At 66.3% G+C, this 25,570-nt stretch carries 25 protein-coding genes; 7 read left to right on the forward strand and 18 right to left on the reverse strand.

Annotated elements, in window-relative coordinates; genetic code table 11:
• Window positions 1-4 precede the first annotated feature (4 nt).
• The 3 genes from ACKOED_RS10580 to ACKOED_RS10590 form a co-directional block, all read right to left on the reverse strand.
• Entirely contained in the window at window positions 5-865 is an 861-nt protein-coding gene (locus ACKOED_RS10580; protein WP_408916560.1) for a C40 family peptidase, read from the reverse strand.
• Window positions 865-1,209, reverse strand: coding sequence for a MarR family transcriptional regulator (locus ACKOED_RS10585; protein WP_408916561.1), 345 nt, complete (start codon window positions 1,207-1,209; stop codon window positions 865-867). The genes ACKOED_RS10580 and ACKOED_RS10585 overlap by 1 nt, the downstream gene beginning before the upstream one ends.
• 83 nt (window positions 1,210-1,292) lie before the next feature.
• Complete coding sequence (locus ACKOED_RS10590) at window positions 1,293-2,669, reverse strand: leucyl aminopeptidase family protein (protein WP_408916562.1); 1,377 nt, start codon at window positions 2,667-2,669, stop codon at window positions 1,293-1,295.
• Between the two features lie 107 nt (window positions 2,670-2,776).
• Here ACKOED_RS10590 and ACKOED_RS10595 point away from each other — a divergent pair, with 107 nt between their 5' ends.
• Complete coding sequence (locus ACKOED_RS10595; RefSeq protein ID WP_408916563.1) at window positions 2,777-3,556, forward strand: tetratricopeptide repeat protein; 780 nt, start codon at window positions 2,777-2,779, stop codon at window positions 3,554-3,556.
• 4 nt (window positions 3,557-3,560) lie between these two features.
• On the opposite strand, the gene ACKOED_RS10600 is transcribed toward ACKOED_RS10595, so the two are convergent.
• From ACKOED_RS10600 to ACKOED_RS10645, 10 genes are all read right to left on the reverse strand, one after another.
• The gene (locus tag ACKOED_RS10600) at window positions 3,561-4,538 is read right to left on the reverse strand and encodes a type II secretion system F family protein (protein ID WP_408916564.1); all 978 of its coding nucleotides are present in this window, start codon (window positions 4,536-4,538) and stop codon (window positions 3,561-3,563) included.
• Window positions 4,539-4,553: 15 nt separating this feature from the next.
• Window positions 4,554-5,561, reverse strand: a complete 1,008-nt coding sequence (locus tag ACKOED_RS10605) for a type II secretion system F family protein (RefSeq protein WP_408916565.1) — start codon at window positions 5,559-5,561, stop codon at window positions 4,554-4,556.
• 18 nt (window positions 5,562-5,579) lie between these two features.
• Entirely contained in the window at window positions 5,580-7,094 is a 1,515-nt protein-coding gene (locus ACKOED_RS10610) for a CpaF family protein (protein ID WP_408916584.1), read from the reverse strand.
• Window positions 7,094-8,344 (reverse strand): CpaE family protein, encoded by a 1,251-nt coding sequence (locus tag ACKOED_RS10615; RefSeq protein WP_408916566.1) that lies wholly within the window; start codon window positions 8,342-8,344, stop codon window positions 7,094-7,096. Before ACKOED_RS10615 ends, ACKOED_RS10610 begins: the two co-directional genes overlap by 1 nt.
• 19 nt (window positions 8,345-8,363) lie before the next feature.
• Window positions 8,364-9,047 carry a CpaD family pilus assembly protein gene (locus tag ACKOED_RS10620; protein ID WP_408916567.1) on the reverse strand — a complete coding sequence of 228 codons (684 nt, stop codon included), beginning with the start codon at window positions 9,045-9,047 and terminating at the stop codon, window positions 8,364-8,366.
• Window positions 9,048-9,061: 14 nt separating this feature from the next.
• Window positions 9,062-10,486: a type II and III secretion system protein family protein gene (locus tag ACKOED_RS10625; protein ID WP_408916568.1), complete on the reverse strand. Its 1,425-nt coding sequence runs from the start codon at window positions 10,484-10,486 to the stop codon at window positions 9,062-9,064.
• An 18-nt stretch (window positions 10,487-10,504) separates the two neighbouring features.
• Window positions 10,505-11,347, reverse strand: a complete 843-nt coding sequence (cpaB, locus tag ACKOED_RS10630) for a Flp pilus assembly protein CpaB (protein WP_408916569.1) — start codon at window positions 11,345-11,347, stop codon at window positions 10,505-10,507.
• A gap of 82 nt (window positions 11,348-11,429) precedes the next feature.
• Window positions 11,430-11,930, reverse strand: coding sequence for a prepilin peptidase (locus tag ACKOED_RS10635; protein ID WP_408916570.1), 501 nt, complete (start codon window positions 11,928-11,930; stop codon window positions 11,430-11,432).
• A gap of 523 nt (window positions 11,931-12,453) precedes the next feature.
• On the reverse strand, window positions 12,454-12,621 hold the full coding sequence (locus ACKOED_RS10640; RefSeq protein ID WP_408916571.1) for a Flp family type IVb pilin: 168 nt from the start codon (window positions 12,619-12,621) through the stop codon (window positions 12,454-12,456).
• A gap of 142 nt (window positions 12,622-12,763) precedes the next feature.
• Window positions 12,764-12,994, reverse strand: coding sequence for a Flp family type IVb pilin (locus ACKOED_RS10645; RefSeq protein ID WP_408916572.1), 231 nt, complete (start codon window positions 12,992-12,994; stop codon window positions 12,764-12,766).
• A 433-nt stretch (window positions 12,995-13,427) separates the two neighbouring features.
• Between ACKOED_RS10645 and ACKOED_RS10650 the strand changes: the two genes are divergently transcribed.
• The 4 genes from ACKOED_RS10650 to ACKOED_RS10665 all read left to right on the forward strand — a co-directional run bounded on the left by ACKOED_RS10650 (window position 13,428) and on the right by ACKOED_RS10665 (window position 16,059).
• Window positions 13,428-13,925 (forward strand): pilus assembly protein N-terminal domain-containing protein, encoded by a 498-nt coding sequence (locus tag ACKOED_RS10650; RefSeq protein WP_408916573.1) that lies wholly within the window; start codon window positions 13,428-13,430, stop codon window positions 13,923-13,925.
• Between the two features lie 160 nt (window positions 13,926-14,085).
• Window positions 14,086-14,601 carry a TadE/TadG family type IV pilus assembly protein gene (locus tag ACKOED_RS10655; RefSeq protein ID WP_408916574.1) on the forward strand — a complete coding sequence of 172 codons (516 nt, stop codon included), beginning with the start codon at window positions 14,086-14,088 and terminating at the stop codon, window positions 14,599-14,601.
• The gene (locus ACKOED_RS10660; RefSeq protein WP_408916575.1) at window positions 14,601-15,164 is read left to right on the forward strand and encodes a TadE/TadG family type IV pilus assembly protein; all 564 of its coding nucleotides are present in this window, start codon (window positions 14,601-14,603) and stop codon (window positions 15,162-15,164) included. The genes ACKOED_RS10655 and ACKOED_RS10660 overlap by 1 nt, the downstream gene beginning before the upstream one ends.
• 52 nt (window positions 15,165-15,216) lie before the next feature.
• Window positions 15,217-16,059: an EamA family transporter gene (locus ACKOED_RS10665; RefSeq protein WP_408916576.1), complete on the forward strand. Its 843-nt coding sequence runs from the start codon at window positions 15,217-15,219 to the stop codon at window positions 16,057-16,059.
• A gap of 3 nt (window positions 16,060-16,062) precedes the next feature.
• Here ACKOED_RS10665 and mbfA read toward each other — a convergent pair whose 3' ends face one another.
• The 5 genes from mbfA to zwf all read right to left on the reverse strand — a co-directional run bounded on the left by mbfA (window position 16,063) and on the right by zwf (window position 21,908).
• Window positions 16,063-17,019: an iron exporter MbfA gene (gene mbfA / locus ACKOED_RS10670; protein ID WP_408916577.1), complete on the reverse strand. Its 957-nt coding sequence runs from the start codon at window positions 17,017-17,019 to the stop codon at window positions 16,063-16,065.
• A 280-nt stretch (window positions 17,020-17,299) separates the two neighbouring features.
• Window positions 17,300-17,950, reverse strand: a complete 651-nt coding sequence (gene eda, locus ACKOED_RS10675) for a bifunctional 4-hydroxy-2-oxoglutarate aldolase/2-dehydro-3-deoxy-phosphogluconate aldolase (RefSeq protein ID WP_408916578.1) — start codon at window positions 17,948-17,950, stop codon at window positions 17,300-17,302.
• On the reverse strand, window positions 17,950-19,764 hold the full coding sequence (gene edd, locus ACKOED_RS10680) for a phosphogluconate dehydratase (RefSeq protein ID WP_408916579.1): 1,815 nt from the start codon (window positions 19,762-19,764) through the stop codon (window positions 17,950-17,952). The genes eda and edd overlap by 1 nt, the downstream gene beginning before the upstream one ends.
• A gap of 9 nt (window positions 19,765-19,773) precedes the next feature.
• Window positions 19,774-20,430 carry a 6-phosphogluconolactonase gene (locus ACKOED_RS10685; RefSeq protein ID WP_408916580.1) on the reverse strand — a complete coding sequence of 219 codons (657 nt, stop codon included), beginning with the start codon at window positions 20,428-20,430 and terminating at the stop codon, window positions 19,774-19,776.
• The gene (zwf, locus tag ACKOED_RS10690; protein WP_408916581.1) at window positions 20,427-21,908 is read right to left on the reverse strand and encodes a glucose-6-phosphate dehydrogenase; all 1,482 of its coding nucleotides are present in this window, start codon (window positions 21,906-21,908) and stop codon (window positions 20,427-20,429) included. The genes ACKOED_RS10685 and zwf overlap by 4 nt, the downstream gene beginning before the upstream one ends.
• Window positions 21,909-22,053: 145 nt before the next feature.
• Between zwf and ACKOED_RS10695 the strand changes: the two genes are divergently transcribed.
• Both ACKOED_RS10695 and hrpB read left to right on the forward strand, forming a co-directional pair.
• Window positions 22,054-22,977, forward strand: coding sequence for a carbohydrate kinase family protein (locus ACKOED_RS10695; RefSeq protein ID WP_408916585.1), 924 nt, complete (start codon window positions 22,054-22,056; stop codon window positions 22,975-22,977).
• Window positions 22,974-25,406, forward strand: coding sequence for an ATP-dependent helicase HrpB (gene hrpB, locus ACKOED_RS10700; protein ID WP_408916582.1), 2,433 nt, complete (start codon window positions 22,974-22,976; stop codon window positions 25,404-25,406). The genes ACKOED_RS10695 and hrpB overlap by 4 nt, the downstream gene beginning before the upstream one ends.
• Window positions 25,407-25,570 lie beyond the last annotated feature (164 nt).

The raw sequence follows: 25,570 nt of genomic DNA on the forward strand, positions 1-25,570 counted from the left end.
ACGGCTATGGAAGCCGCCGTACGCCGCTCACCGGACCGTAGCGGCGGGCGATGCGATCTGCCGCTTCGGCCAGCGGCTCCGCCACAGCCATCATGTGATGGCCATTGGCGTGCAGCAAGGTCTTGGCATCGGTCATGATGCCCACATGGCCATCCCAGAATATGAGATCGCCGCGGCGCAGCGTTTCAAAATCATCACGCGGGATGGGCGTTCCAAGCGCTGCCTCCTGCATGTCGCTGTCGCGCGGCGCGGCGGCGCCCGCGGCTTCGAGCGACAATTGTACGAGGCCGGAGCAATCAAGCCCCTGCACGGATTTCCCGCCCCACAGATAAGGCACATGCCGGAACTGCTCCGCCACAGCCACAAAATCAGGCTCGAACACGCCAGCCGGCTTCAGGTGGCGGCTGAACACGAACCGCCCGTCGCTGAGCCGCGAAAAGGCGCCCACCTCATCAAGCACCGTTACCTCGGCGTTGAGCGGCACGGCCTGTGCCGGCTGCGATTTGAGGTTGGCCGCAGGGTAGACAAAGGTGGACGGCACGGCCACACGGTGGCTGGGCGCAAGGCCAGGCGCCGCGAGCGCATTGCACTTGACATAACCAACATAGCCATCGCGCGCCAGCTGCACCCAGGCCCAGCCTTCCCGCTCATCAAACAGCTTGACGGCTTCGCCCAGCAGCGCCTGGGTGAGCTGCATGGAGTCAAAGCGCGGCTCCCTGTAGACCGGCACGACCGGATCGATCGCCCGCATCAGGCGCGGGGCCACAAAACGCCGGGCTTCGACGCGGCCGGCCAGCGCCGCATCGGCCAGGTCATCGCGGTAGGCATGAAGGCGCTTGTCGGGTTGGGTCATCGCGGCGGCCATCAGATGTCCTGCGCGCAGGCGCCGATGGTATCGGCCAGCCGCTCAAGATAGAGCGCGCCCTTGACCGTCCGCTGCACCAGAACGTTGCGCCGGTCTTTCTCGTCGCGGCGGCGGCTCAGCAGGTCGAGCTTGCCCATGGTGTCCAACGCGCGGGTGATCACCGGTTTCGAAACCCCAAGACGTGCCGCGAGCCCGCGCACCGTGTGCGGTGGCGCCTCAAGATAGACCGTGAGGAGAATGCTGGCCTGGCGCAAGGACAGGTCAGGCTCGTCATCGCGCACCATGGCCAGAGCCACGCAGCGCAAAAGGGTGAGGGCCTGAGCGGTGGTGAGTACAACCGGCATCGCGCTTATACATCATTATCGTTGTTCGGGCTGGCCAATATGCTGTCCGCAAACGCCCCGGCTGGCAAGGGCTGCCGGACTGGTCAAGCCGAAAACCGCCGGCGGATCGTTTCGAACAGCGCCCGCATCGCCTGCGCTTCGCCACCTCTCGGGCGGCCGGGCCTCGCCTGCGGCGTCCAGGCGAAGACGTCGAAATGAACGTGCGCCCTGGCTTTCTCCACGAAGCGGCGGAGGAACAGCGCCGCGGTGATGGCGCCTGCGAAACCGGAATCGCCCGCGTTGTTCATATCGGCCACCGGAGACTCGAAGAGCCTGGTGTAGGGCCGCCATAGCGGCAGCCGCCAGACCGGATCGTTGACCGCGTCGCCCGCCTCCGCGATCGCCGCCGCCAGAGCGTCGTCATCGGTGAAGAAGGGCGGCAGATCGGGGCCCAGCGCCACCCGCGCTGCGCCCGTCAGAGTGGCCATGTCGATCAGCAAGTCGGGCGCTTCCTCATCGGCGAGCGACAGGGCATCGCCGAGGATGAGGCGGCCTTCGGCATCGGTGTTGCCGATCTCGACGGTGAGGCCTTTACGGCTTCGCAGCACGTCGCCCGGCCGGAAGGCGTTGCCGGAGATCGCATTTTCAACGGCCGGGATGAGCACGCGGAGCCTCAGCTTGAGGCCGGCCGCCATGATCATCTGGGCAAGACCCAGGACATGGGCTGCGCCGCCCATGTCCTTCTTCATCAGCGCCATGCCGGAGGATGGCTTGATGTCGAGGCCGCCGGTGTCGAAACATACGCCCTTACCCACCAGCGTCACCTTTGGCGCCCGCGCCGGGCCCCAGGAAAAATCGATCAGCCGCGGGGCGCGCGGGCTTGCCTTGCCCACCGCATGGATCATCGGAAAGCCGCGTTCCAGCAGCCGGCCGGACACCACCCTGAGCCTGGCCCGGTGCCGCCGGGCCACGGTGCGGGCGGCCTGTTCCAGCTCGTCCGGGCCCATGTCGGAGGCCGGCGTGTTCACAAGGTCGCGCACCAGATAGCTGGCGCGGGCGGCGCGCAACACAGCCTCGCGGTCAACACCCGCCGGGCAGACAAGCCGCGGCGGCGGCGGTGCGGGCTTGCGGTAACGGTGGAAGTCATAGGATTCGAGGCACCAGCCCAGCGCCAGCAGGTCCGGCCGCCGGACCTCGCCCTCGAAGGCGTAGAGGCCATCGGGGAGGCCACGGCAGGCCTTGGCCAGCAGGAAGGGATCGTCATCCGGCGCCGCACCGGCGAGTACGCGCTCCACCCCGCCCGCCGCATCCGGCAGACAGAGCACGCGGCCCGCCTGCGCCTTGAAGCCGTTTGCATCGGCCCAGCGGCGCAAGCCTGGCGCAAGCCTGGCGCGGGCTTCCGGCCAATGGGCGGCGGCGATGACGGAAATCGGGGCAGCGCTCCTGCTGGAGGCTCTCAGCACGGTTTCAGGATCGGTCATGGCGGCTCCGTGATCTGGCTCTCCTTAACGCGAAACCGCATCATGGTTAATCAAATATTGATAACTGACCGCCAGACTCGGGCGCTGAATCGCAGCGGAGTTCGCGCATGTCACGGGCCAGGCGGCATACCGCCCTTTTCCTCGCGCTGGCGGCTGCCACGCTGCTGGCCGGTTGCAGCAAGACCACCCCCCAGCTTTCAGGCGACGGCAGCCTCACCACGGCGTCGACCGCGCCCATGTCACTCGAAGGGCTGGCCGGCCTTAACGCCGAATGGCGCGCCAATCCGAAGGACATCAACAAGGGCCTGGCCTATGCCAACGGCCTTGAGGCAGCGGGCAAGACCCAGGAACAGCTCGATGTCTACCGGCGGCTTGTTGAACTCAATCCCGAAAATGCCCGCCTGTCTGGCCTTTATGGCCGCAAGCTGGTGGCCGCCGGCCATCCGGCGAGCGCCGTTGCCATTCTCGAAGCCGCGCAGCAGAGGGGCGAAACCGACTGGCGCGTCGCTTCGGCGCTGGGCTCGGCCTATGACCAGCAGGGCCTCTATCAGAAGGCCCGCGCGCAATACCAGACGGTGCTCAGCAAGGATCCGCAGAACGTCACGGCCCTGAACAACCTTGCCATGTCCTACGCGCTGGAGGGCGATCTCAAGCAGGCGGAAGCTGAGCTGCGCAAGGCCGACGCGCTGCCCGCCGCCAGCAAGGACCCGCGCATCAGGCAGAATCTGGCGCTGGTGGTGGGGCTGCAGGGCCGCTTCGACGAAGCCACCGCGCTGGCCCGGCAAGACTTGCCCCCCGAGCAGGTTGAAGAGAACATGGCCTATCTCCGCAAAATGCTGTCGCAGCCCAACACCTGGCAGCAGATCAGCCAGAACGATCAGGGGTGACGATCTATTTCGCCAGCGTTTCCATCACCTTGAATCCCACGGGCCCGAGGATCACCACGAACAGCGCGGGCATGAAGAAGAGCATCATCGGCACGGTAAGCTTTGGCGCCAGCGCGGCGGCCTTGCGCTCGGCCTCCGCCATGCGCGTCTCGCGGTTTTCCTGGGCCAGCACGCGAAATGCGAGGCCCAGCGGCGTGCCATAACGCTCGGACTGGATGAGCGTGGTAACCACCGCCTTGACAATCGGCAAGCCAGTGCGCTTGGCCAGATTTTCGAAAGCCTTGCGCCGCTCCTGAAGATAAGCGAGTTCGGCGACGGTAAGCGACATTTCGTCCTCCAGAGGCTCGGAGATCGACCCGATCTCGCGCGCCACCCGCTGCATCGCCGGTTCGACCGCCATGCCGGCCTCGACACAGATGAGCATCAGATCAAGGGCATCCGGCCATGCCCGCGAGATCGAGGCCTGGCGGCGGGCCACCATGTTCTTCAACACCAGAACCGGCAGGTAGTAGCCCGTCAATATGCCTGCCACCGTCACGGCGATGCGCATCTGCGCCGGCATGGCGCTGGCCAGGATCGCGGCGGAATAGGCGTAGACCAGAAAGCCGGCGGCAATCGGGGTGAGGAACCGCGCCATCAGCAGGACGACCAGGTGCCGCTCGCTCCGGTATCCGGCCTGGCGCAGCATCCCGCGCGACGGCTCCACCTCGAACACCTGGCGGAGCTTCAGGGCGTCGACCAGCCGGGCGGCCAGTCCGGCATTCTGCGTCTCGCGCAACCGGACTTCCGCGCCGCGGCCCTGGCCGCCGCGCCGCGGGCCGGAGTTTGCCCGCCCCTCGGCGATCGCCCTGACGCGCGCCGCCAGAGGATCGCCGCCCGCCGCGGCGCCGGCAAGGCCCATCACCATGCCGAACGCCGCCACGCCCAGCAACAGGGCGATCAGCAACTCGGAAGCGGCAAGGTCCGGCAGCGTATCCAGCATCGTCAGCCCCCGGCCTCACATGCGGAAATTGATCATTTTGCGCATGATCAAAACGCCAATCAGCATCCACAGCAAGCAGGCGGCCAGCATCAGATTGCCGGCCGCCGTCTCGAAAAACGGCGCCAGATAGCCGGGGCTCATCACCATGAGACCGCCGCCCACCAGAAACGGCAGCGAGCCGATGATCATCGCCGACGTCTTGGCTTCCTGCGACGCCGACCTTATGCGGTTCTTCAGTTTCTTGCGCTCGCGCAACATGCGCGAGAGATTGCCCAGCGCCTCGGCCAGATTGCCGCCGGACTTTGACTGAATGCCGACGACGATGCTGAGGAAGATCACTTCGGGCAGCGGCATCCGCTCCGCGAGGCGCTCAAGGCCCTGATCGATGGAAACGCCAAGCCGCTGGCCTTCGACGATCTCCAGGAACTCCGGCCCCACCGGCGGCCCGGTCTCGGAGGCGATCACCCGCATCGCATCGGAGAGCGGCAGCCCGGCCTTCAGCCCACGGATGATGGCGTCCACGGCGTCGGCGAGGCCGTCAAGAAACGCTTCCTGCCGCCGTTTTCCCAGATAGCCGAGGATGCGGCGCGGGATCGCCACGGCGCCAATGGCGCCCAGCGCGGCGCACGCATACCACGGCACGCCGAACGCCAGCGGCGCGGCAGCAAGGGCAGCGCCAAGAAGCGCCGACAGTCCATAGAACCGCATCACCGAAAGGCTCTGGCCGGAGCGCGCGATCAGCACGCGCAGCGAGGCGTCCTTGCGGCGGCGCTCGCGCTCCTCGATCTGCTTCAGCGTCTCCTGTACCTGGCGTCTGCGGCTGTCCCTTCCGCCGCCGGCGATCCTGCCGAACAGCGACCGGCGCGGCGGCGGGGCGCCGTCTTCCCGCAGCAGCGCCTTCAGCCGCGAATTGGCGGATGAGGGCGCAAGCAGCGGAAACGCCAGCGCGGCGGCGATGCCGCCCACCGCCACGGCGGCCAGCGCCGCGATGGCAAGCCGGGTGATATCCATGTCAAACACCATGCGCCAGCTTCCCGCGCCTCACCGCAAATCGTCCGGCAACGCCGCGGCTTCGAGGACGCCGGCAAGCCGCCGCTCCTCGTTGAAATAGCGGGCCCGTTCCCAGAAATGCGGCCTTGTGATCGAGGCCGCCCGGTGGCGGCCGATGACCCGGCCATTCGCATCCTCGCCCAGAATTTCGAACACGAAAAGATCCTGGGTAACGATCACGTCGCCCTCCATACCGACGACTTCGGTGACATGGGTGATGCGGCGCGAACCATCGCGCAGGCGCGCGGCCTGGATGATCAGGTCAACCGACTCGGAAATCATCTCCTTCACCGTGCGCGACGGCAGCGAGAAGCCGCCCATGGTGATCATCGATTCGAGGCGCGACAGCGCCTCGCGCGGGCTGTTGGCGTGCAGCGTGCCCATCGAGCCGTCATGGCCGGTGTTCATTGCCTGCAGCAAGTCAAAAGCCTCTGGCCCGCGCACCTCGCCCACGATGATGCGCTCCGGCCGCATGCGCAGGCAGTTGCGGACCAGATCGCGCATGGTGATCTCGCCCTCGCCCTCGAGGTTGGGCGGCCTTGTTTCAAGCCGCACCACATGGGGCTGCTGCAATAGCAGCTCAGCGGCGTCCTCGCAGGTGATGATGCGCTCGCCGTTCTCGATATAGGCGGTAAGGCAGTTGAGCAGCGTCGTTTTGCCGGAGCCGGTGCCGCCGGAAATCAGCACGTTGCAGCGCACCCGGCCGATGATTTCGAGCAGCGTGGCGCCCTCCGGCGTGATCGAGCCGGACCTTACGAGGTCCGGCAGCGTCAGCCGGTCGCGGTTGAAGCGGCGGATAGTCAGCACCGGGCCGTCGATGGCGAGCGGCGGCACAATGACGTTGACGCGTGAGCCGTCGAGCAGCCGGGCGTCGCAAATCGGGCTCGCCTCGTCCACGCGGCGGCCCACCTGGCTCACGATGCGCTGGCAGATGTTGAGAAGCTGGGTATTGTCGCGGAACCGCACCGCCGTCCGCTCCACCCGGCCCGCCACTTCGATGAAGGTTGTGTCGGCGCCGTTCACCATGATGTCGGCGATGTCGTCGCGCGCCAGCAGCGGCTCCAGAGGCCCGAAGCCCAGCACGTCATTGCAAATGTCGGTGAGCAGTTCTTCCTGCTCGGCGGTCGAGAGCGGCAGACCCTTGAGCGTTATGATCTCGTTGACGATATCAGTGATCTCGCGGCGCGCCGCGGCGCGGTCGAGCAAAGCCAGCTGGGTCAGATCGATGGCGTCGATCAGCGCGTTGAAGATCGTGCCCTTGACGCCAAAATAGTTCTGCGAGCGGCGCAGGCTTCCCGCGGCTTCAAACGTCTGGGCCTCGGCCGGGAACAGCGCTGTTCCGCTGCTCTGAGCCTCGTTGCCAGACGCTTCCGCACCCAGTTCCCGCGCGGCTTCTTCCGCGGAAGCCTGGCCTTCTTCCGGTCTGGCGCCGTTTTCCGCCCCGCGCGGCGGCGGCGGCGCGACGACATTCCTGAACGTGGTGCCGCCCGGGCGCTTGCCGAACATCATGTCTTCCTGAAGATTCCGAACCGGCTGAAGAAGGACCGGGGCCGGACCGCGGCCTTCTCCGTTCCGGCCAATTGGCGCGCGAACTGCCGCAGCGCTTGCGCGGCTTTTGATTTCGGCGCCATGTCGAGCAGCATCTTGCCATTGTTGACGGCGGCCCCGAAGCTCCGCGGGTCGTGCGGGATGACAGCGCACAACGCGGCGCCAGCGGCCTTGGCAAAATCGGCGGCGGAAATCTCCGGGCGCCTGGCGAGGCCGGTTTTGTTCAGCACCAGAAGCGGCGGCACGTCATTGGGCCGCGCCGCCTTGAGCGTCTCAAGAATGAACTTGGCGTTGCGCAGGCTCGCCAGTTCTGGCTCGGCGGTGATCACCACGCGGTCGGCGTTGAACAGCGCGGATTTGACCGCGCCGGTCCACATCATCGGCAAATCGAGCACGATGCGCGGAAGGGAGGCGCGCAGGGTGAGCATGACAGCCTCCACCGCGGCGGGGGCGGCGGATAGGTCGCGGCTGATCCCGCCAGGCCCGCTGAGCAGGCTCAGTTTTCCGTCGATCCTGATCAGCAGCCGGTCAAGCAGCACGGGATCGATGCGGGCGGGCTGGTCGATGGCCTCCAGAAGCCCGGCAGACGTGTCAATGTCGAAGTTGAGGCTCGCGGTTCCGTAAGCCAGGTCGAAATCGACGATCGCCGTTTCAAGGTCGGCGTATCTCGAAATTTCCAGCGCGCAATTCTGCGCAATGGTGCTCGAGCCCGCGCCGCCCTTGGCAGCCATGAAGGCGATCACCCGCCCCACCGGCGCAGCCCTGGCGTCAGCGAACAGGCGGGCGATGGTTTCGATCAGCTGCAGCGGGGCCAACGGCATGACCAGATACTCGCTGATGCCCTGGCGCATCAGCTCGCGGTAAAGCTCAACATCGTTGAAGCGCCCGGTGACCACCACTTTGGTTTCGGCCTGGCAGACCTCTGCCAGCGCGGCGAGCGCCGCGGGCAACGCGCCCTGCTCGGCGGGCGACTCAACGATCAGCAGATTGGGAGTCGACTGCGCCTCGAAGCGGCGCACGGCGGCGGCAATGCCGCCCATGTGAACCTGGGTATGAGCCCGCGCCATGCGCCGGTCCGCCGCCGCGGCGCGCATGGCGTCGGCCAGCGCCGCCGTTTCGCAAAAGGCTTCGATATTGCTGCGCGGCGCCATGACGGCGAGTTCCGGTCCGGCGTCCGGCCCTCCCCGATACTCGTCGGCGGCTTGCATGACAATTCTATCCAAAGGCTCAATCCGCCATATTCACGTCGCCGAAGGTAGCCGTGGGCTTGGTCCACTCGTTTGTCTGGTAGTTTTCCATGGGCTTGGCCCGCGCGGCGCTTTGCGCGGGCGGCATGCCCCGCGGGCGCACCAGGTCCTCCGGGTTGGAGATCATGGCCGCCAGATTGTTCTGCATGGCGCAGCCCATATTGGGATAGGGCTTGTTGGCGAAGTTGTTGGCGAGGTTCTCGGACCAGTCGCCGCAAGGTTTGGTGGCCGCGACCCTGGTGACCAGCCCGAGCGTGACCGTATCAGCCTTGCCGTTGTAGGCGGCGGTGCGGATGCGGGCCCGCGGCACGCCCTCGCGGGCGAGGATCGCGGCGGCCTGCCCCGCTACCTTGCGTCCGTAGCGGCTTTCGGCGGGATAGGAAATGGTGACAGCCGATGACGCCGGGCGGTTGGCGACAGCCGCGAGATTGGCGACGAGGTTGGCGTCGGAGGCGCTGAGCTTGCCGTGGCCCGCCGCAACCTTGAGCCCAACCGGCCGCTCCACCACATCGATGGGAAAGCGCTCGGCGGCACTGGCCGGCGTATAGACATCCTCGAAGCCAGCCTGATCCTGAGAGCATCCGGCGGCCAGCACCGCCGCCGCCAGCGCCACCGCCATTAATGCCTGGCGCGGCGCTGCGCGCATGTCCAGCTTGGCGTTCATAACCACCTCCGGTTTCATTCGACGATATGGCCGACCTGGCCATGATACTTCACGCTGGCCGCGCCTTCCGGCAGTCCGTAGACCCGGTTCAGCCGGCCCAGGAAAATCTGCTGCAGGTCAGAGGGCGTGTTGTAGCGTTCGAGTGGAGTGGCAAGTTCCTTCTCGCCCGTCGGGCCGACAATGTAGGGTGTCACGATGACCACGAGTTCCGTCTGCACCGACTGGGAAAGCCGGCTCGAAAACAACGTGCCGACAACCGGCAGCGCCTTGAGTCCGGGCGTGCCGCGCAGCCTCTGGAGCGTGGTGTCCCTGATCAGCCCGGCGATCATCATCGACCCGCCGCTGGGCATCTCGAGCGACGTCTGGGCCTCTCGGCTGTCGATCACCGGCTGGGTGCCGAAGCTGTTTTCCGCAAGGTCGCTCACCTGGGTATGTATGTTAAGCGCGATGCGGTCTTCCGAGAGCACCGTGGGCGTGAAATCAAGCGATATCCCGTAGTTCTTGAATTCGGTATTGCAGATGGTGTTGTCGCCGATTTCGCAGTTCTGATAGGGATATTCGCCGCCCGCCCGGAAACGCGCCGGAGCCCCGGACACCGCGGTCAGCGTTGGCTCGGCGAGAACGGTGGCAAGCCCGTTGGTTTCCAGCGCCTTTATGGTGGCGTCGACGCTAAGCACCGGGCCCGTGAAAGCGGCCGTCGCCTCCAGAATCGTGGGCGCCAGCTCCCGCGTCGCGATGTTGCTGAAATCCAGGTTGAAATTGCCGACGCTGAGCTTGCCGTTCTCAAGGTTGATGCCAAGTTCCTTGAGCAGCGAGCGCTTCAGTTCGACGACGCGGACCTTCAGCATGACCTGGTCGCCTTCGGAGACGGTGAGCAGGTTCACCACTGAATCGGCCTCGCCCTGGTTGCCGGCCATGAACCTCCTGGCGAGGTCTTCGGCCTTCTTGCCCTGCATCGCATCGGCGACCCGGCCCTTGAGGACGATGCTGGGGCCAGTGCTGTCCACCTCGATGCGGTTTCCGGGAATCGACCGGTCGAGCAGCTGCTTCAGCGCCTTGGTGTCGAGCGTAACCTCAAGATCGAGCTGCAGAATCTGCTGGCCATCGGGATCGAGGAAGAAGATGTTGGTCTGGCCTGCCTTGCGCGCGAACATGTAAGCCGTATTGCGGTTCTTCACGATGACATCGACGATTTCGGGATCGCCGACGATCACGTCCTTGGCGGCCGTAGGAAGCTTGACGACGGCGCTTTTCGACAGCCCCAAGCGCAGGAACCGGCCCGACTGTCCGGAAACCGCCAGTTCATCGTCCGCCGCCAGCGTCGACGGCACATGAAGAGCCGGCGTGCAAAGCGCCGCGAGCCAGGCTGACGCGACGACGGCGAGCGCCCGCCGGGTGACAGCGCGGAAGCCCGTCGAATTAGCCTGACGCGATCGCATGATCCTCGCTTCCGCGACTCAGTTGCCGCTGGCCTGCCGTTGCAGACCGTAACGGACGATCACCGGCTCTGCCCTGGTGATGACATTGCGTCCTTTGCGGTAGGCTTCGGCCAGCACCGGCCTGTCCGACCCATTGCCGCCATCGCCCCCGGCAGCGATCGACCGCAATGCGAGAGAGAGCTCACCGGCACTTTCGATGCGGGCCAGCACCTCGGCCTGCTCCGGCTCGACTTCAACCACCGCAGTCCTGCTGTCGGGGATGCCGGGACTGTCTGGCGACTGGCGCAAGGTCTGGTTGATGGCCAGGACGCGGACATTGGACAGCACTGTTTCGCTGGTCACGTTGCGGCTGCCGGAGGCGCCCGCCGGGCGCTGGGTGAGAATGATGTCGACACGGTCATTGGGCAGGATGAGCCCGCTGACCGCTGACCTGTCGGAGATGCTGATTGCCACCGCGCGCATCTCGGCGGGAAGCACGGCGCTGACAAAGCCGCGGTCGTTCGGACGGACCAGCTTGGCATCGTAAACCGGCTCGCCTGCGATGAGCGGCAGCCGGGCCCGCGCCTCGGTCAATGCCGCGACCGCGCCGGGCTCCGCGTCCCGCGTGATCATGCCGGCCGCCACGGCGCTGCGCGGCCAGCTGCGCCAGCCAAGGCCGGTGTCGCCCAGCCTTTCGCCGGTGCTGAGGTCCTTGGCGGCAATCAGCACCTCGGTCATCGGGGTGGATTCCAGCACCACCGGCGCGGCTGACTGGGCCGCGTGGAGCCCGGAAGTCTCATTCCGCTGGTTCAGAGCCAGATAGGCCGCAAGGAGCCCTGCCGACAGGGAACCGACAAGTATGGCGAACCTGACCTTTCTCATCGGACCGATCCTTCATATTCCAAAGGTGAGGTCATTAATCTACCTTGGCGTGCAACTTTTAATTTTTCATTAACCATGACTGTTATCGCCACGGACCCATCCACCATGCCCCCTGAGAAGCAAAAAGGGCCCCTGCCGCCAGGGCGAGGCCGTAAGGTACATCCGGGCTGAGGGCCCTGGCCGGCGGGCCGCGTGACAGGCCCCAGATTTCGGCGTGCCAGCGGAGCATGAACCAGAGCCCGATGACGATGGCCAGCACCCCGCCCGCCAGCGCGGTGTACATCACAAACGGCAGCACCGACGGATAGCCAAACCACAGCCCGGCGGCAGCCAGCAGCTTGGCATCGCCGCCGCCGATAAAGCCAAATGAAAACAGCACAAAACCCAGCAGCAGCAGTGCCGCACCAACAGCCATATGCTGGCCGATCAGCCAAGCGCCCAGTCCAGAGCCTATCGCCAGGGGAAAGAAGGCCAGGGCGATGAGCCCGGTCAGCCAGTTGGGAATGCGCATGGTCATGGCGTCCCCGGCCCCGGCGGCGAGCATGAGCGGGGCGAAGACACAGGCCGGCAGTAATGCGATCATCCCGGACGATTCAGCCATGCGTTAACCAAACCACTTGCGACTTGCCCGAGGCCTGAGAGCGCCCGCTCCGGGGCCCGCAACTGTCCGCTTGAACGGCTTGGCCACCGTCAGCCGGAGCATTTTCCCACCCGGTCAGCATCGCCTCGCCTGGCCGTTGATCAAGATAGGGACGCGCGGCCTGCCTGGCGCCAGAAACCTCGCGACGGCGCTGATGCAAGCGTTGACAACAACGCCGGGACACAAAAGCCCCGCCGGCCCCAGGGCGGAACAAGGCGCGTGCCGTCGCCGTCGCGCCTGACCGGTCAGCGGCAAACATCATCAGGTGAGCGATCATCTGCTTGCTCCAGAACTCCCGCGGCAACCCTTTTCCGGCCTGACCGCGTAAACATCTGAAATCATATTGCTATTTTAGTAGCAAATTGGAGTTGACGGGGCTCAGCCTGCGATCTGTGCATGAGGTATTCCATCAACATCAGTCAGACCGGCCACTCGTGGCCCATGCACGGCAACACCAGCCGCGCCATCAGCTCGGTGTCAGCGTGTCGGCGATTTTTTGGAATGTGTCGCGTAGGCCCGTACCCACTTCCTGCAACACAACGACGAGACCGACCGAGACAAGCGCGACGATCAAGCCATACTCGATGGCCGTGGCCCCGGTCTCGTCCCCGAGAAAGCCCCGCACCGCCTTCACGACATGGCATCGCACATGAAGGCCGCGCCGGCAAATCTCGTTTCGCGTGGAAGGCCGCATAATGCTATTCTACCCTACTCTCATCTGTGTCGTTCAATCACCAGTCCAATTGCGGGAGCCTGGAGCCCGCATGCTGACATCACTAATCGGTTGTTTTCTGTCCGCTCGCCAGATCGCCGCCAGAGCCCCCGCCGTCTGAACTGCTGACTGATTTACCCGCCAATCTGGAGGACAAACCCGTAAAGGTCGTCTTGATCGAATCTCCAAGCGTAGCCATCCCGGTCACGATCACGAGCGACACGAGCGCTGCGATCAAAGAATACTCAATTGCCGTAGCCCCGGACTCATTTCGAAAGAAGCTCTTGCGGATCATGCTTGCTTTCCTAAGACAACAGAGAGATCATATTACAACTTGAAATTGTTAGTTCAATACATAACCACAAGTCGTACATTTGTTTTTTGTTTACGGAATAGCAATAGTTCAGTCAAGCCTGTTGTGACCTGAAGATGGAAACCACACCAAGCCAGATCGAACTTCCGCCATTAAGGGTTAACTCTATCGCCTTGACGTGTAAGCAAAACTATCAATTCGAGCTTCAATTTCCGGTAATTCTCTTCTCCTTACGGAAGCTGTCACGCCCTGGCTTGTTGCAGCTTATTCCAGCAGCTGCTCCCGTTTCAGAAGCACAACTTAAGAGCGCAAGAGACGCTGCGCCGGTACTGGCGCTTAAGGAAACATTCACCTTGGCCCGCCATGGTCGACGCGCGGTTCTCACCCAATGCGCCGCTCACGGAGATTATCAAGCGTGTTGAAATACTTGCGAATTCTCTGCGTGGCGGCTGCGGCCTCTGGCATGGTCTCAGCGGCGGTGGCCACCGAATCGATACAGGTGACGGCGGATCAATCGGCCCTGATCAACCTGCCCAGCCTGCCGTCCACGGTGGTGGTCGGCAATCCCAGCATCGCCGACGTCACGCTTGACGGCCAGAGCCTGTTCGTCCACCCGCGCGGGCCGGGCCTCACCAACATCATCGTGCTTGACTCAGATGGCGCCGCCATCGCCGATTACCGCGTCCACGTCATCTATGACGATCCCGACAGTCTTGCCGTCTATTCACCCGCCGGCCGCAACACCTACAGTTGCGCGCGTGACTGTGCGCCCGTTGTCCGGGTGGGCGACAATCAGGAGTTCTTCAATGCGGCCGCCGGCCAGGTCGGGGCAAAATCGGAACTCGCCGCCTCGCAGGCGCTTGGCGGCGAAGCGGCTCCGGCCCCGGCCGAAGCCGCCGCCCCCACGCCATAAACTCTAAACATCTTCTTCGGATTGTCTTTTCAGAAAGGCGTGGCATATACACCGGCCTTGGATTGATTGCCTGTCCAGGGACCGGGAAGCTTTGTGTTCACAGTGGCCAGACCCCAGATCGAGAACCGCGCCGGTTTCACCCGTGGAAGCCGGATCGGCGATGCGGAAGTTCCGCCGTTCCGAGAGCGCTGCAACCGCGGTTGAATTCGCGCTGGTGGCGGCGCCGTTGCTGTTCCTGTTGTTCGCGATCATCGAAGTGAGTCTGATGCTGGCCGCGCAACACCAGCTGCAGAGCGCCACGGACGCCATATCCCGCCTGATCCGCTCCGGCAAGGTGACTGCGGAGATGCAGGCGCCGCAATTCCGGGCGAAGTTTTGCAGCCAGGCGTCGCTCCTCAGCAATTGCGAGGACGCCATCAATATCGACCTCCGCAGCGCCCCTCGGTTTTCGGACCTGGCGCAGGAAATGCCCGATCCGCTGGCGGTGGGGCCGCAAACTCCGGGCGGCGCCTACCAGCCGAGCTACCAGACGGGTGGCCCCGAACAGCCCGGTTCGCTCATCGTCACCTATGACTGGCAGTTCTTCGGACCTCTGGACATGTTCGGCAACCTGCCGGAGTTTCCCCGCACCCGGCGTCTTTCCGGGCTCGCCGTCTACAAGAACGGGTCGTTCTGATGCGGAGCCGCTGGGCCGCATTGGGGCGCTTTCCACGCGACCAGTCAGGCGCCGCCGCCGTCGAAATGGCGCTGACGCTGCCATTCCTGCTGTTGCTGTTCCTGGGCGTCGTCAATGTGGCGGACTACCTCGCGAGCCAGCGCCGCCTCGCCACGGCAACCGCGCTGGTCGCCGATCTGGTGGCCCGAAACGACACCATCGTCTCGCGCCAGGATATCGACGACTACTTCGTGGCGGCGGGGCTGTTGCTTGGCCCGGGCCAGGCGCAAGACATGAGAATCGACGTCCGCGCGCTGCGCAAATCGGGCGGCGTGCTGTCTGCCACGCCGCGATGGTCACGCGGCTCGGGCAGCCGCCAGTGCCCGGATCCGGACCTGGCTTCCCTCTCGGATGTGATCGAGAACCAGCGTGACATCATCGTCACGGTGGCCTGCATGACCTATGCGCCGCCGGTGGCGGCTTTCCTTGGCAGGAGCATCCTGGGCTTTGCCTCCATCACCCTCAGCGAGGAAGTGGCGGCCGTCCCGCGCCAGTCCGCCAGGCTCAGCTGCAACGACTGCTGAGCATTTCGCCTTTACGTCCTGATGGGCTAAGCGGAAGCACGGAGCATCCGATTTGGAACCTCACGTTTTTCTGGCCGTGCTCGCCGCGGCCGTCATGCATGCAAGCTGGAACGTGCTGGTCAAGCTCAGGCTTGACCGGTTCCTGTCATTGCTGCTGATCCAGGCGCTGATGGGGGTTGGCGGCATCGGCATGCTGCTGGCATTTCCGCCGCCCACCGCCGCCAGCATTCCCTATGCGCTCACCTCGGGCATCCTGCATCTCGGCTATAATCTGTTCCTGGCCCGCAGCTACCGCACCGGCGATCTGAGCCAGGTCTACCCGATCTCGCGGGGTGCCGCGCCGCTGCTCACGCTGCTCGTCACCTGGGGCTTCATGCATGAGGACGTGAACCTCACGATCGGGGCCGGCGTGGCGCTGCTGGTGGCGGGCATCTGGGCGGTGAGCCTCGCCGGCCGGCGCGGCCTGCGGCTCGACGGGCTCACGCTGTTCTTCGCCATCGGCACGTCACTGTTCATCACCGCCTACACGATCGTCGACGGCATCGGCGGCCGCGTCTCCGGCCAGCCGTCCTCCTATGCCGGCATGGTGTTCGTGTTCGATGCTCTGTTTCTCAGCGCCGCCGCGCTCGCCATGCGCGGCCCGGGCGTGGTCCGCCAGGTGGCGCCCTATTGGAAAACCGGTGTGCTCGGCGCGCTGCTTGCCGGCGGCGCCTATTGGATCGCCATCTGGGCCATGACCAAGGCGCCCATCGCCGGCGTCGCGGCGCTGCGCGAGACCAGCATCCTGGTGGTGATGCTGCTGTCGATGCGGCTGCTGAAGGAGCCGGTCACCCTGCCCCGGCTGGCCGGCGCGCTGCTGATCGTGGCCGGCGCCATGCTGATCAGGCTGGGGTGAAGCTCAGGCACTGCCGATCAGGATGCCGGTGAGGAACACCAGGAAGCCGCCCACCGCCACCTGCATCGAGGCCCGGAGGAACGGCGTATCCATATACTTGTAGCGGATCCAGGAGATCGCCCACAGCTCGCAGAACACGACGGCAATGGCGATCCAGGTCGCCAGCTGGAAGTGCGGAATGAGATAGGGCAGCGCATGGCCAAGCCCGCCCACCGTGGTCATGATGCTGGCGGCGAGGCCACGGATCAGCGGGTGGCCCCGGCCGGTGAGCTTGCCGTCATCCGACAGGCCTTCCGCCAGCCCCATGGAAATGCCTGCCCCCAGCGAGGCCGCAAGGCCGACAAGAAAAGTCTGCCAGGTGTCGCCCGTTGCGAAAGCGGCGGCGAACAAGGGCGCCAGCGTCGACACCGAGCCGTCCATCAGGCCCACCAGGCCCGGCTGGATCACCTGCAGCAGGAACAGCCGGCGCTTCGCTTCATTCTCTTCCAGCTTGGCGTCGGCGGTGAGGTGGGTGAGGCCCAGCTTGACGGCGATCGACTCATGGCCCTTTTCGGCTTCGGCGAGGTTGAGCAGCAGCTTCCTCACCTGCTCGTCCTTGCTCTGCTCCGCCGCCTGTTTGTAGAAGCGGTAATTCTCGAGTTCGATCACCTCGGCGCGCTGGCGCATCTCCTCGATGTTCATCTTGCCGATGGTCCAGGCCGGCTTGTGGCGCACGAAGCCCTCGATATCGGCACGCCGGATCAGCGGAATGAAGTCGCCGAACTTGCGGCGGTAAAGCTCGGTCAGCGACCGGCGGTGCTCGTGCTCCTCCTCGGCCATCTCCATGAACACCTTGGCGGAGGCTGGATAGGTGTCCATCAGCGAATTGGCGAAGCCCGCATAGGCGCGCGCGTCATCGTCCTCGCTGGAAATGGCGAGCGCCAGGAGTTCCTGTTCGTTGAGGTCGGAAAAGCTCTTCACGGCGGCCCCCTGTTGAACACCCGGTTTAGAACCGTTCCAAATTACGGTCCAGCCCGGAGACGGATCAACCGAGGGGAAAAACGGCGTGCGCCACGTCCCCTCTCCCGGCGCACCCGGCTTGACCGTAGCATCCGTGCAGATTGCGGAGGCTCTTTGGCCGCGGCGCCCGTGATGATGGTCTGGTCAAGCCCGCGGGTGAAGCAAGGTTTTGGCGGCTCACGTCCATCAAACTTGAGGCCTGATGCGGCATGGCGGGCGGCGTTGGCGCAAGCCGCTGCTCCTAAGCCGCGGCCTTGCGCAGGGCGGCGGACCCGGCCGCCAGCCGCTCGATCTCCGCCCAGGCCTGGGCCTCGACCAGTTTCTTCGGCGCCATCCATGAGCCGCCGACAGTGATCACATTGCCGAGCTTCAGGTAAGCCGGCGCTTTTTCTGGCGTGATCCCGCCCGTCGGGCAGAAGCGGATCTGCGGCAGCGGCGAGGCGAGTGCTGCGAGATAAGCCGCCCCGCCCGCCGGTTCGGCGGGAAAGAATTTCTGGATCGCATAGCCCCATTCGAGCAGCGCCATGGCCTCCGAGGCGGTGACGGCGCCTGGCAGAAAGTCGATCTCGTAATCCTCGGCGGCGCCGAGCAGCCGGCCGGTGGCCCCCGGTGAGACGGCGAATTTGCAGCCGAGCCTGTGACTGTCACGCAGCTGCTCCGGCGTCAGCACCGTGCCGGACCCGACGATGGCGCCTTCCACCTCGGCGATGATGGCGCGGATCGCGTCCATGGCTGCAGGCGTGCGCAGCGTGATCTCCAGCACCGGGAGCCCGCCCTTCACCAGAGCACGCGCCAGCGGCACGGCATCCTCCACGCGCTCGATCACCATCACCGGCACCACGGGCGCCAGCGCCAGCGCCTGGCCGAGCGTCTTCTGATATTCCCTGCTCATCATACCACCTCAAAAATCGATGCGCCGCGGTCAGCCCCGCTGGCAATTTTCCGGAACGCCTCGAACAGTTCGCGGCCCGTGCCGCTGTGATTGGCGGCGAGATCGGCCTTCACCGGCGCGCGCGTAGAGAGATCGGCCAGCACGTTCAGCGTGCCCTGACCGGCGTCGAGCCTGATCATGTCGCCATCCCGTATCTTGGCGATCGGCCCGCCCTCCGCGGCCTCCGGCGTCACATGGATCGCCGCCGGAACCTTTCCGGAGGCCCCCGACATGCGGCCGTCGGTCACGAGGGCCACCCGGAAGCCCTTGTCCTGCAGCACCGCGAGCGGCGGCGTCAGCCGGTGCAGCTCCGGCATGCCATTGGCCTTCGGGCCCTGGAAACGCACGACCGCCACCACATCCTGGTTGAGCGCCCCGGCCTTGAAGGCGGCCTGCAGCTCTTCCTGCGAATGAAACACCTTGGCCGGCGCCTCGATCACATGGCGGTCAGCGGGAATGGAGGAAGACTTGATCACCGCGAGGCCGAGATTGCCGGTCAGCACATTGAGGCCGCCGGTGGGCTGGAAGGGCCTCGCGCAGCCGCGCAGCACCGATTCGTCATGCGAGGCGTGGGTGGCATCGGCAAACTGAAGTTCGCCGGCCTCGCCAAGGCGCGCCTCTTTCGTGTAGCCCGAAAGGCCGGCGCCCATGATGGTCGAGACATCCTCATGCAGAAGCCCCGCGCCCAGCAGTTCACGGATCAGGAAGCCCATGCCGCCCGCCGCGTTGAAGTGGTTCACGTCAGCCTTGCCATTGGGATAGATGCGGGTCAGCAGCGGCACGGCCTTTGAGAGTTCGGCCAGGTCCTGCCAGGTGAGCGCGATGCCGGCCGCTGCCGCCATGGCGATCAGATGCATGGTGTGATTGGTGGAGCCGCCCGTGGCAAGAAGGCCCACGACGCCGTTCACCACCGCCTTCTCGTCATAGATGCGGCCGATCGGGCGGTAGTCGTTGCCGAGCGCCGTGATGGCCAGCGCCCGCTTCGCCGACTCCCGCGTGATCGCCTCGCGCAGGGGCGTGCCGGGGTTGACGAAGGTCGAACCCGGAAGATGCAGGCCCATGATCTCCATCAGCATCTGGTTCGAATTGGCGGTGCCATAGAAGGTGCAGGTGCCGGGCCCGTGATAGGAGCGGGCCTCGGCGTCCAGGAGTTCGGCGCGTCCGATCTTGCCTTCGGCATAGAGCTGGCGGATTTTCGCCTTCTCGTCATTGCCGAGCCCGCTGGTCATCGGCCCCGCCGGAATGAAGACGGCGGGCAGATGGCCAAAAGACAGTGCACCGATGATCAGTCCAGGGACGATCTTGTCGCAGACGCCGAGATAGACCGCGGCGTCGAACATCTGGTGCGAGAGCGCAACCGCGGTTGAGAGCGCGATCACATCGCGCGACAACAGCGACAGCACCATACCGGTCTCGCCCTGGGTGACGCCGTCGCACAGGGCGGGCACGCCGCCCGCCACCTGGGCGGTGCCGCCGGCGGCGCGCGCCGCGGCGCGGATCGTCTCGGGGTAGGTCTCGAACGGCTGGTGGGCGGAGAGCATGTCGTTATAGGCGGTGACGATGGCGAGGTTGGGCGCATTGCCGTTGCGGAGCGCGTCCTTGTCATGAGCGCCGCAGGCCGCGAAGCCATGCGCGATATTGGCGCAGCCCAGGCTCTTGCGCTTCGGCGCGGTGGCGATGGCGGCGTCGATCTTGTCGAGATAGCGCCGCCGCGCCGCCTTGCTGCGCTGCGCGATCTTTTCAGTGACGGCGGAAATGGTTTCGGTCACGGCCATGGCTTCACCTCACGGACACCAATAGAGCGTTATGGGTTTGGAACCGCGCAGCAGCGCGCGCACCGGCATTTCTTCGACGGGCCCCGGCCCCAGCGCCCGGGCAAGCACCTGCCTCTTGTCCTGCCCCTCGATATGAAGCTTGAGGCTGCGCGCCTGTTCCAGCGCGGGAAGCGTGAAGGTGAGGCGCGGTTCGCCGGCCCCCGGCGCGGCGATTTCGATCAGCCGCTCGCCGTTGAGGGGGGTGAGGGCTTCGGCCAGCCGGTCGCCGCCGGGAAAGAACGAGGCGGTGTGCCCGTCATTGCCCATGCCGAGAACCGCCACGTCGAAGCCGGGAAGCGCCGCCGCCGCGGGGTTTAGGTACAGCGGGACAAAGGTGGCCGCCGCCGCCTTTCCCTGCAACAGATGGGCGCGCACCAGCCGGGCGTTGGAGCGCTCGCTCGACTCCGGCGCCTGGCGCTCATCGACCAGCGTGACCCTGACTTTCGGCCAGTCGACCGCCGCCTCGGACAGCGCCGCGAAGAACAGCTTTGGTGTCGAGCCGCCCGAAACGGCGAGCACCGCCGCGCCATGCGTGGCGATGGCCGCGGCCAGTTCCCCGGCCACGTCCTGGGCCAGCGCGCTGGCCAGAGCAGGACGGTCCTCGAACATACGCTCTTCGGCGATCACAGGTCCTGGTCCTCATACCAGGTGCGGCCGTCGCGTTCGATCAGCGCCACGGCGGCGGATGGCCCCCAGGTGCCGGAGGTATAGGGCTTCGGCAGATCGGCGGAGGCGCTCCAGGCCTCGAGCATCGGGTCGATCCAGTCCCAGGCCGCTTCCACCTCGTCGCGGCGCATGAACAGCGCCTGGTTGCCGCGCACCACATCCATGATCAGGCGCTCATAAGCATCCGGGTTCCGGACGTTGAAGGCATCGGCGAAACTCATGTCGAGCGGCACATGCGAGAGCCGCATGCCGCCGGGCCCGGGGTCCTTGATCATCAGCCACAGTTTCACGCCCTCGTCGGGCTGCAGCCGGATCACCAGCCGGTTGGGCGCGATCGGCCCGGCGCTGGCGTCGAACACCGAATGCGGGATCGGCTTGAAGGTGACGACGATCTCTGACACGCGGCTCGCCAGCCGCTTGCCGGTGCGGAGATAGAAGGGCACGCCGCTCCACCGCCAGTTGGCGATGTCGGCCTTGAGCGCCACGAAGGTTTCCGTGCGCGAGGCGGCGGCCCCCAGCTCTTCGAGATAGCCTTTCACCGCTCCGCCATTGGCCGCCCCGGCGCGGTATTGCCCGCGCACCGTAAGTTGCGAGACGGCGTCGCCGGCCACGGGCTTCAGCGACTTCAGCACTTTCAGCTTCTCATCGCGCAGCGCATCGGCATCGGTGGAGACCGGCGGTTCCATGGCAACGAGGCAGAGGAGCTGCAACAGGTGGTTCTGCACCATGTCACGCAGCGCGCCGGCGGTGTCATAGTAACCGGCGCGCCCCTCGACGCCCAGGGTTTCCGACACCGTGATCTGCACATGATCGACATGGCCCGAATTCCACACGGGCTCGAACAGCGCATTGGCGAAGCGCAGCGCCATCAGGTTCTGCACCGTCTCTTTGCCGAGGTACTGATCGATGCGGTAGATCTGCGGTTCGGCGAACACCCGGCCGATGGTTTCGTTGAGCGCGCGCGCCGAGGCGCCGGACTTGCCCAGCGGCTTCTCGATCACCACGCGGGTCCGCGGCGTCACCATGCCGGAGGCCGCGAGGCGCTCGCAGATCGGCCCGAACAGATCGGGCCCCACCGCCAGGTAGAACACCCGGATACGGTCAGCCCCGCGCGCCAGCACGCGTTCGAGATCTGCCCAGCCGCCATCCTGCGCGGCATCCGCCGCCACGTAGGAAAGCCGCGCGAGGAACCTCTGCATCACCTCGGGCGGCCTGTCGTCCGCCGCCACATGGTCTTCGATGGCCTTGCGGGCGAAGGCGGTGAACTCCTCGGACCCAAGCGCCCGGCGCGAACAGCCGATGATGCGCGAGCCCGGCGGGATCTGGCCCTGCTGGTCGCGGTGGAACAGGGCGGGAAGAAGCTTGCGCTGCGAAAGATCGCCGGTGGCCCCGAAGACCACGAGATCGAAGAGGTCCACGGGGATGATGCGGGAAGTCATGAGAAACGGTCCGGTCTTGCTGATGAGCGCCATCCCGTTAGCGGCTTTCGCGCCTTGCTGCAATGCGGCATGGCTGGCCCCCCACATTGCAATCGCCGGTGAAACCGGCCATATCGGCGCGAGGTGCGAAATCCGGGGGGATGGCATGATCCTGTGTTGCGGCGAGGCGCTGATCGATTTCCTGCCGCGCAAGACGGCGGATGGGGCGGACGCCTACCAGCCGTTCTGCGGCGGCTCCATTTACAATACGGCGATTGCGCTCGGCCGGCTTGGCGTGCCGGTGGGGCTGTTCACCGGGCTTTCGGAGGATTTCTTCGGCGACATGCTGCGCGAAGGCCTGACGGCCAGCAAGGTGAGCCTGAAATTCATCAAGACCGCGGCGCGGCCTTCGACCCTGGCCTTCGTCAAGCTGAGCGGCGGCCAGGCGCGCTATTCGTTCTTCGATGACAACTCGGCCGGCCGCATGCTGACCAGGCGCGACCTTCCGAAGCTCGATGGCAAAATGCAGGCGCTGCATTTCGGTTCGATCAGCCTCATCCCGGAGCCCGGCGGCGGCGCGCTGGAAGCGCTGATGAAGCGCGAGGCTGGAAAGCGGGTGATCTCGCTCGATCCCAACATCCGCCCCGGCCAGATCAAGGACCGCCGCGCGCATCTGGCGAGGCTCCATCGCCTCATCGCCATGGCCGACATCCTCAAGCTCTCGGATGAAGACGTGCGCTGGATGACCGGCAAAGACGACATCCGCGCCGCCGCCCGCAAATGGCTGAAGCTGGGCGCCGGCATGGTGCTGGTCACCCGGGGCGAAAAGGGCGTCGAGGCCTTCACGCCATCGCTGCATCTGGCGCGGCCCGCCGAAAAGGTGAAGGTGGCGGACACGGTGGGGGCGGGCGATACCTTCACCGCCGGTTTCCTCTGCGCCTTGAGAGCGGCGAGGCTGCTCGACAAGCGGCGAGTCGCCGCTCTCGGCGAGGACCAGCTCAGCGCCGCCCTGGCCTTCGCGGCGCGCGCCGCCGCGGTCACCTGTTCGAGGCCGGGCGCCGATCCGCCCTGGGCGCGCGAGCTCGCTTGACATTACCCGTCGACCGGATCGTACCGCGGCTTGAGGCGGCACTCGCCGAAAGCCCCTGCGCGGTTCTGGTGGCCGAGCCCGGGGCCGGCAAGACCACGCGCGTGCCGCTGAAGCTTCTTGATGCGCCGTGGCTCAAGGGCCGCAACATCGTGATGCTGGAGCCGCGCCGGCTTGCGGCGCGCAACGCCGCCCACCGCATGGCCGAAACACTGGGCGAGGAGGTGGGTGAAACCGTGGGCTACAGCGTGCGGCTGGACCGGCGCGTCTCCGCCCGCACCCGGATCGAAGTCGTCACCGAAGGCATTCTCACCCGCCGCCTGCAGTCCGACCCCGAACTCAGGAACACGGGGCTGGTCATCTTCGATGAAGTCCACGAGCGCTCGCTCGACGCCGACCTGGGCCTCGCCCTCTGCCTCGACATCCAGCGCGGGCTGCGCGACGATCTGAGGATTCTCGCCATGTCGGCGACCCTCGATGCGAGCCGGCTCGCCGCGCATCTTGGATCGGCGCCGGTGATCGAGGCGGCGGGCCGGGTGTTTCCGGTCGACACGCGCTATCTCGACAAGGCGCAGCGCCAGACCCTTGCGGCGGACGCGGCGCGCGCGGTGCGCCGGGCGCTCGCTGAGACCGACAAGAGTATTCTTGTGTTCCTGCCGGGCGAGGCCGAGATCCGCCGCACCGCGGAGGCGCTGGACACGGCCGCGCTTCCGCCGGGCACCGTGGTGCGCCCGCTCTATGGCGCGATGAGCTTTGCCGAGCAGGACCAGGCGATCCGGCCCTCGCCCCCGGGCGAGCGCAAGATCGTGCTGGCCACCACCATCGCCGAAACGAGCCTGACGATCGACGGCATCGGCGCGGTGATCGACACCGGTTTCAAGCGGGTGCCGCATTTCGACCCCGCCTCGGGCATGACGGCGCTGGAAACCATCCGCGTCTCGCTCGCCGCCGCCGACCAGCGCCGCGGCCGCGCCGGGCGGCTTGGCCCCGGCGTCTGCTACCGGCTGTGGCCGGAGGCCGAGACCCGCGCGCTGAAGCCCCATGACGCGCCGGAAATCCTCCATGCCGACCTGGCGCCGCTGGTCCTCGAACTCGCGGCCTGGGGGGTGAGCGATGCGCAGGCTCTGCCCTGGCTCGACCCGCCGCCGGCCGCGCCCATCGCCCAGGCCCGCGACCTGCTGATCAGGCTTGAGGCGCTGGACGCCGAAGGCCGCATCATCCGCATGGGCAAGGAGATGGTGCGGCTGCCGCTGCACCCGCGGCTGGCGCATATGGTGGCGAGGGGCCGGAGCGGGCTTGCCGCCGATCTCGCCGCGCTGCTCTCCGAGCGCGACGGCCTGCCGCGCGAGGCGGGCGTCGATGTGACGGCGCGGCTGGCGCAGCTGCGCGGCCCCGCCCGCGAGCGCATCCGCCAGGCCGCGAAACAGATCCGCCAGATCGCGGCGGCGGGCGAGGGCGACAGCGAGGCGCGTGCGGGCATGCTGCTGGCCTATGCCTTCCCGGACCGCATCGCCCAGCGCCGCGGCGGCGACCGGCGCTACCGGCTGTCCGGCGGCGGCGGCGCCATCCTGCCCGAACATGACCCGCTGGTGACTGAGGACTTCCTCGCCGTGGCCACCACCGACGGCGGCACCGGCGACCAGAAGATATTCCTTGCAGCACCTCTGTCGCTCGCCGAGATCGAGGCCGGTTTCGCCGCGGCCATCGAAACCCGCGCGGATGTGAGCTGGGACAGCCGCGCCCAGGCGGTGACCGCCACGCGCAGCCGCAGGCTCGGCGCGCTGGTGCTGGAGGAAAAGCCCTTGCGCGACGCCGATCCCGCGCTCGCCGCCGCCGCCATGGCGCGGGGCGCGCGCGAGATGGGGCTGGACTGTCTTCCGTGGACGGATGAAATCCGCGCGTTCCGGGCCCGCGCCATGTTCCTGCGCCGCCTGTTTCCCGATGACGGCTGGCCGGACCTGTCGGACGCGGCGCTGCTTGCCACGCTGGAGGACTGGCTCACGCCCTGGCTCGCCGGCATCACCCGCAAGGCGCATCTCGAGCGGCTCGACCTCAAGGCGATGCTGCGCGGCATGATCCCGCATGAGCTGCTTTCCCGCCTGGACCGGCTGGCGCCTTCGCGCATCGAGGTGCCGTCGGGCGCTGATGTGCGGATCGACTACGGCACGGAGGGCGACCCGGTGCTGCGGGTGCGGCTGCAGGAAATGTTCGGGCTGGCGCGCACGCCGGCCATCGCCGAGGGCCGCGCTAGGCTGAGGATCGAGCTCCTGTCGCCGGCCGGCCGGCCGCTGGCCGTCACCCAGTCGCTCGAGACCTTCTGGACCAACGGCTACCCCTCGGTGCGCGCCGACATGCGCGGCCGCTACCCGAAGCATTCCTGGCCTGAAGACCCGCTCAATACGGCGCCGGTGAAGCCGCGGCGCCTGCGCTGATCACGGATGGGGCATCGAGCCTTGCAGCGGATGCAGTCTGCGCTGCCTTAGACCTTCGGCGAGGCTTGACCTTGCAGGGCCCCGATGCCAAACACCGCGCAATCATGATTGACACCGCGCATATCCGCAATTTCTCCATCATCGCCCATATCGACCACGGCAAG

The sequence above is a fragment of the Aestuariivirga sp. genome, from assembly GCF_046093005.1.
GTDB lineage: Bacteria > Pseudomonadota > Alphaproteobacteria > Rhizobiales > Aestuariivirgaceae > Aestuariivirga.

What these genes read in the sequence shown, in the direction of transcription:
- ACKOED_RS10660 (WP_408916575.1), top strand. Translation starts at nt 14,601, where the DNA reads ATGCGGAGCCGCTGGGCCGCATTGGGGCGCTTTCCACGCGACCAGTCA.
- ACKOED_RS10635 (WP_408916570.1), bottom strand. Translation starts at nt 11,930, where the DNA reads ATGATCGCATTACTGCCGGCCTGTGTCTTCGCCCCGCTCATGCTCGCC.
- ACKOED_RS10655 (WP_408916574.1), top strand. Translation starts at nt 14,086, where the DNA reads ATGCGGAAGTTCCGCCGTTCCGAGAGCGCTGCAACCGCGGTTGAATTC.
- ACKOED_RS10645 (WP_408916572.1), bottom strand. Translation starts at nt 12,994, where the DNA reads ATGATCCGCAAGAGCTTCTTTCGAAATGAGTCCGGGGCTACGGCAATT.
- ACKOED_RS10580 (WP_408916560.1), bottom strand. Translation starts at nt 865, where the DNA reads ATGGCCGCCGCGATGACCCAACCCGACAAGCGCCTTCATGCCTACCGC.
- ACKOED_RS10610 (WP_408916584.1), bottom strand. Translation starts at nt 7,094, where the DNA reads ATGTTCGGCAAGCGCCCGGGCGGCACCACGTTCAGGAATGTCGTCGCG.
- ACKOED_RS10625 (WP_408916568.1), bottom strand. Translation starts at nt 10,486, where the DNA reads ATGCGATCGCGTCAGGCTAATTCGACGGGCTTCCGCGCTGTCACCCGG.
- ACKOED_RS10590 (WP_408916562.1), bottom strand. Translation starts at nt 2,669, where the DNA reads ATGACCGATCCTGAAACCGTGCTGAGAGCCTCCAGCAGGAGCGCTGCC.
- edd (WP_408916579.1), bottom strand. Translation starts at nt 19,764, where the DNA reads ATGGCCGTGACCGAAACCATTTCCGCCGTCACTGAAAAGATCGCGCAG.
- ACKOED_RS10605 (WP_408916565.1), bottom strand. Translation starts at nt 5,561, where the DNA reads ATGGTGTTTGACATGGATATCACCCGGCTTGCCATCGCGGCGCTGGCC.
- ACKOED_RS10585 (WP_408916561.1), bottom strand. Translation starts at nt 1,209, where the DNA reads ATGCCGGTTGTACTCACCACCGCTCAGGCCCTCACCCTTTTGCGCTGC.
- ACKOED_RS10620 (WP_408916567.1), bottom strand. Translation starts at nt 9,047, where the DNA reads ATGAACGCCAAGCTGGACATGCGCGCAGCGCCGCGCCAGGCATTAATG.
- ACKOED_RS10615 (WP_408916566.1), bottom strand. Translation starts at nt 8,344, where the DNA reads ATGCAAGCCGCCGACGAGTATCGGGGAGGGCCGGACGCCGGACCGGAA.
- ACKOED_RS10695 (WP_408916585.1), top strand. Translation starts at nt 22,054, where the DNA reads ATGATCCTGTGTTGCGGCGAGGCGCTGATCGATTTCCTGCCGCGCAAG.
- ACKOED_RS10595 (WP_408916563.1), top strand. Translation starts at nt 2,777, where the DNA reads ATGTCACGGGCCAGGCGGCATACCGCCCTTTTCCTCGCGCTGGCGGCT.
- ACKOED_RS10600 (WP_408916564.1), bottom strand. Translation starts at nt 4,538, where the DNA reads ATGCTGGATACGCTGCCGGACCTTGCCGCTTCCGAGTTGCTGATCGCC.
- eda (WP_408916578.1), bottom strand. Translation starts at nt 17,950, where the DNA reads ATGAGCAGGGAATATCAGAAGACGCTCGGCCAGGCGCTGGCGCTGGCG.
- cpaB (WP_408916569.1), bottom strand. Translation starts at nt 11,347, where the DNA reads ATGAGAAAGGTCAGGTTCGCCATACTTGTCGGTTCCCTGTCGGCAGGG.
- zwf (WP_408916581.1), bottom strand. Translation starts at nt 21,908, where the DNA reads ATGACTTCCCGCATCATCCCCGTGGACCTCTTCGATCTCGTGGTCTTC.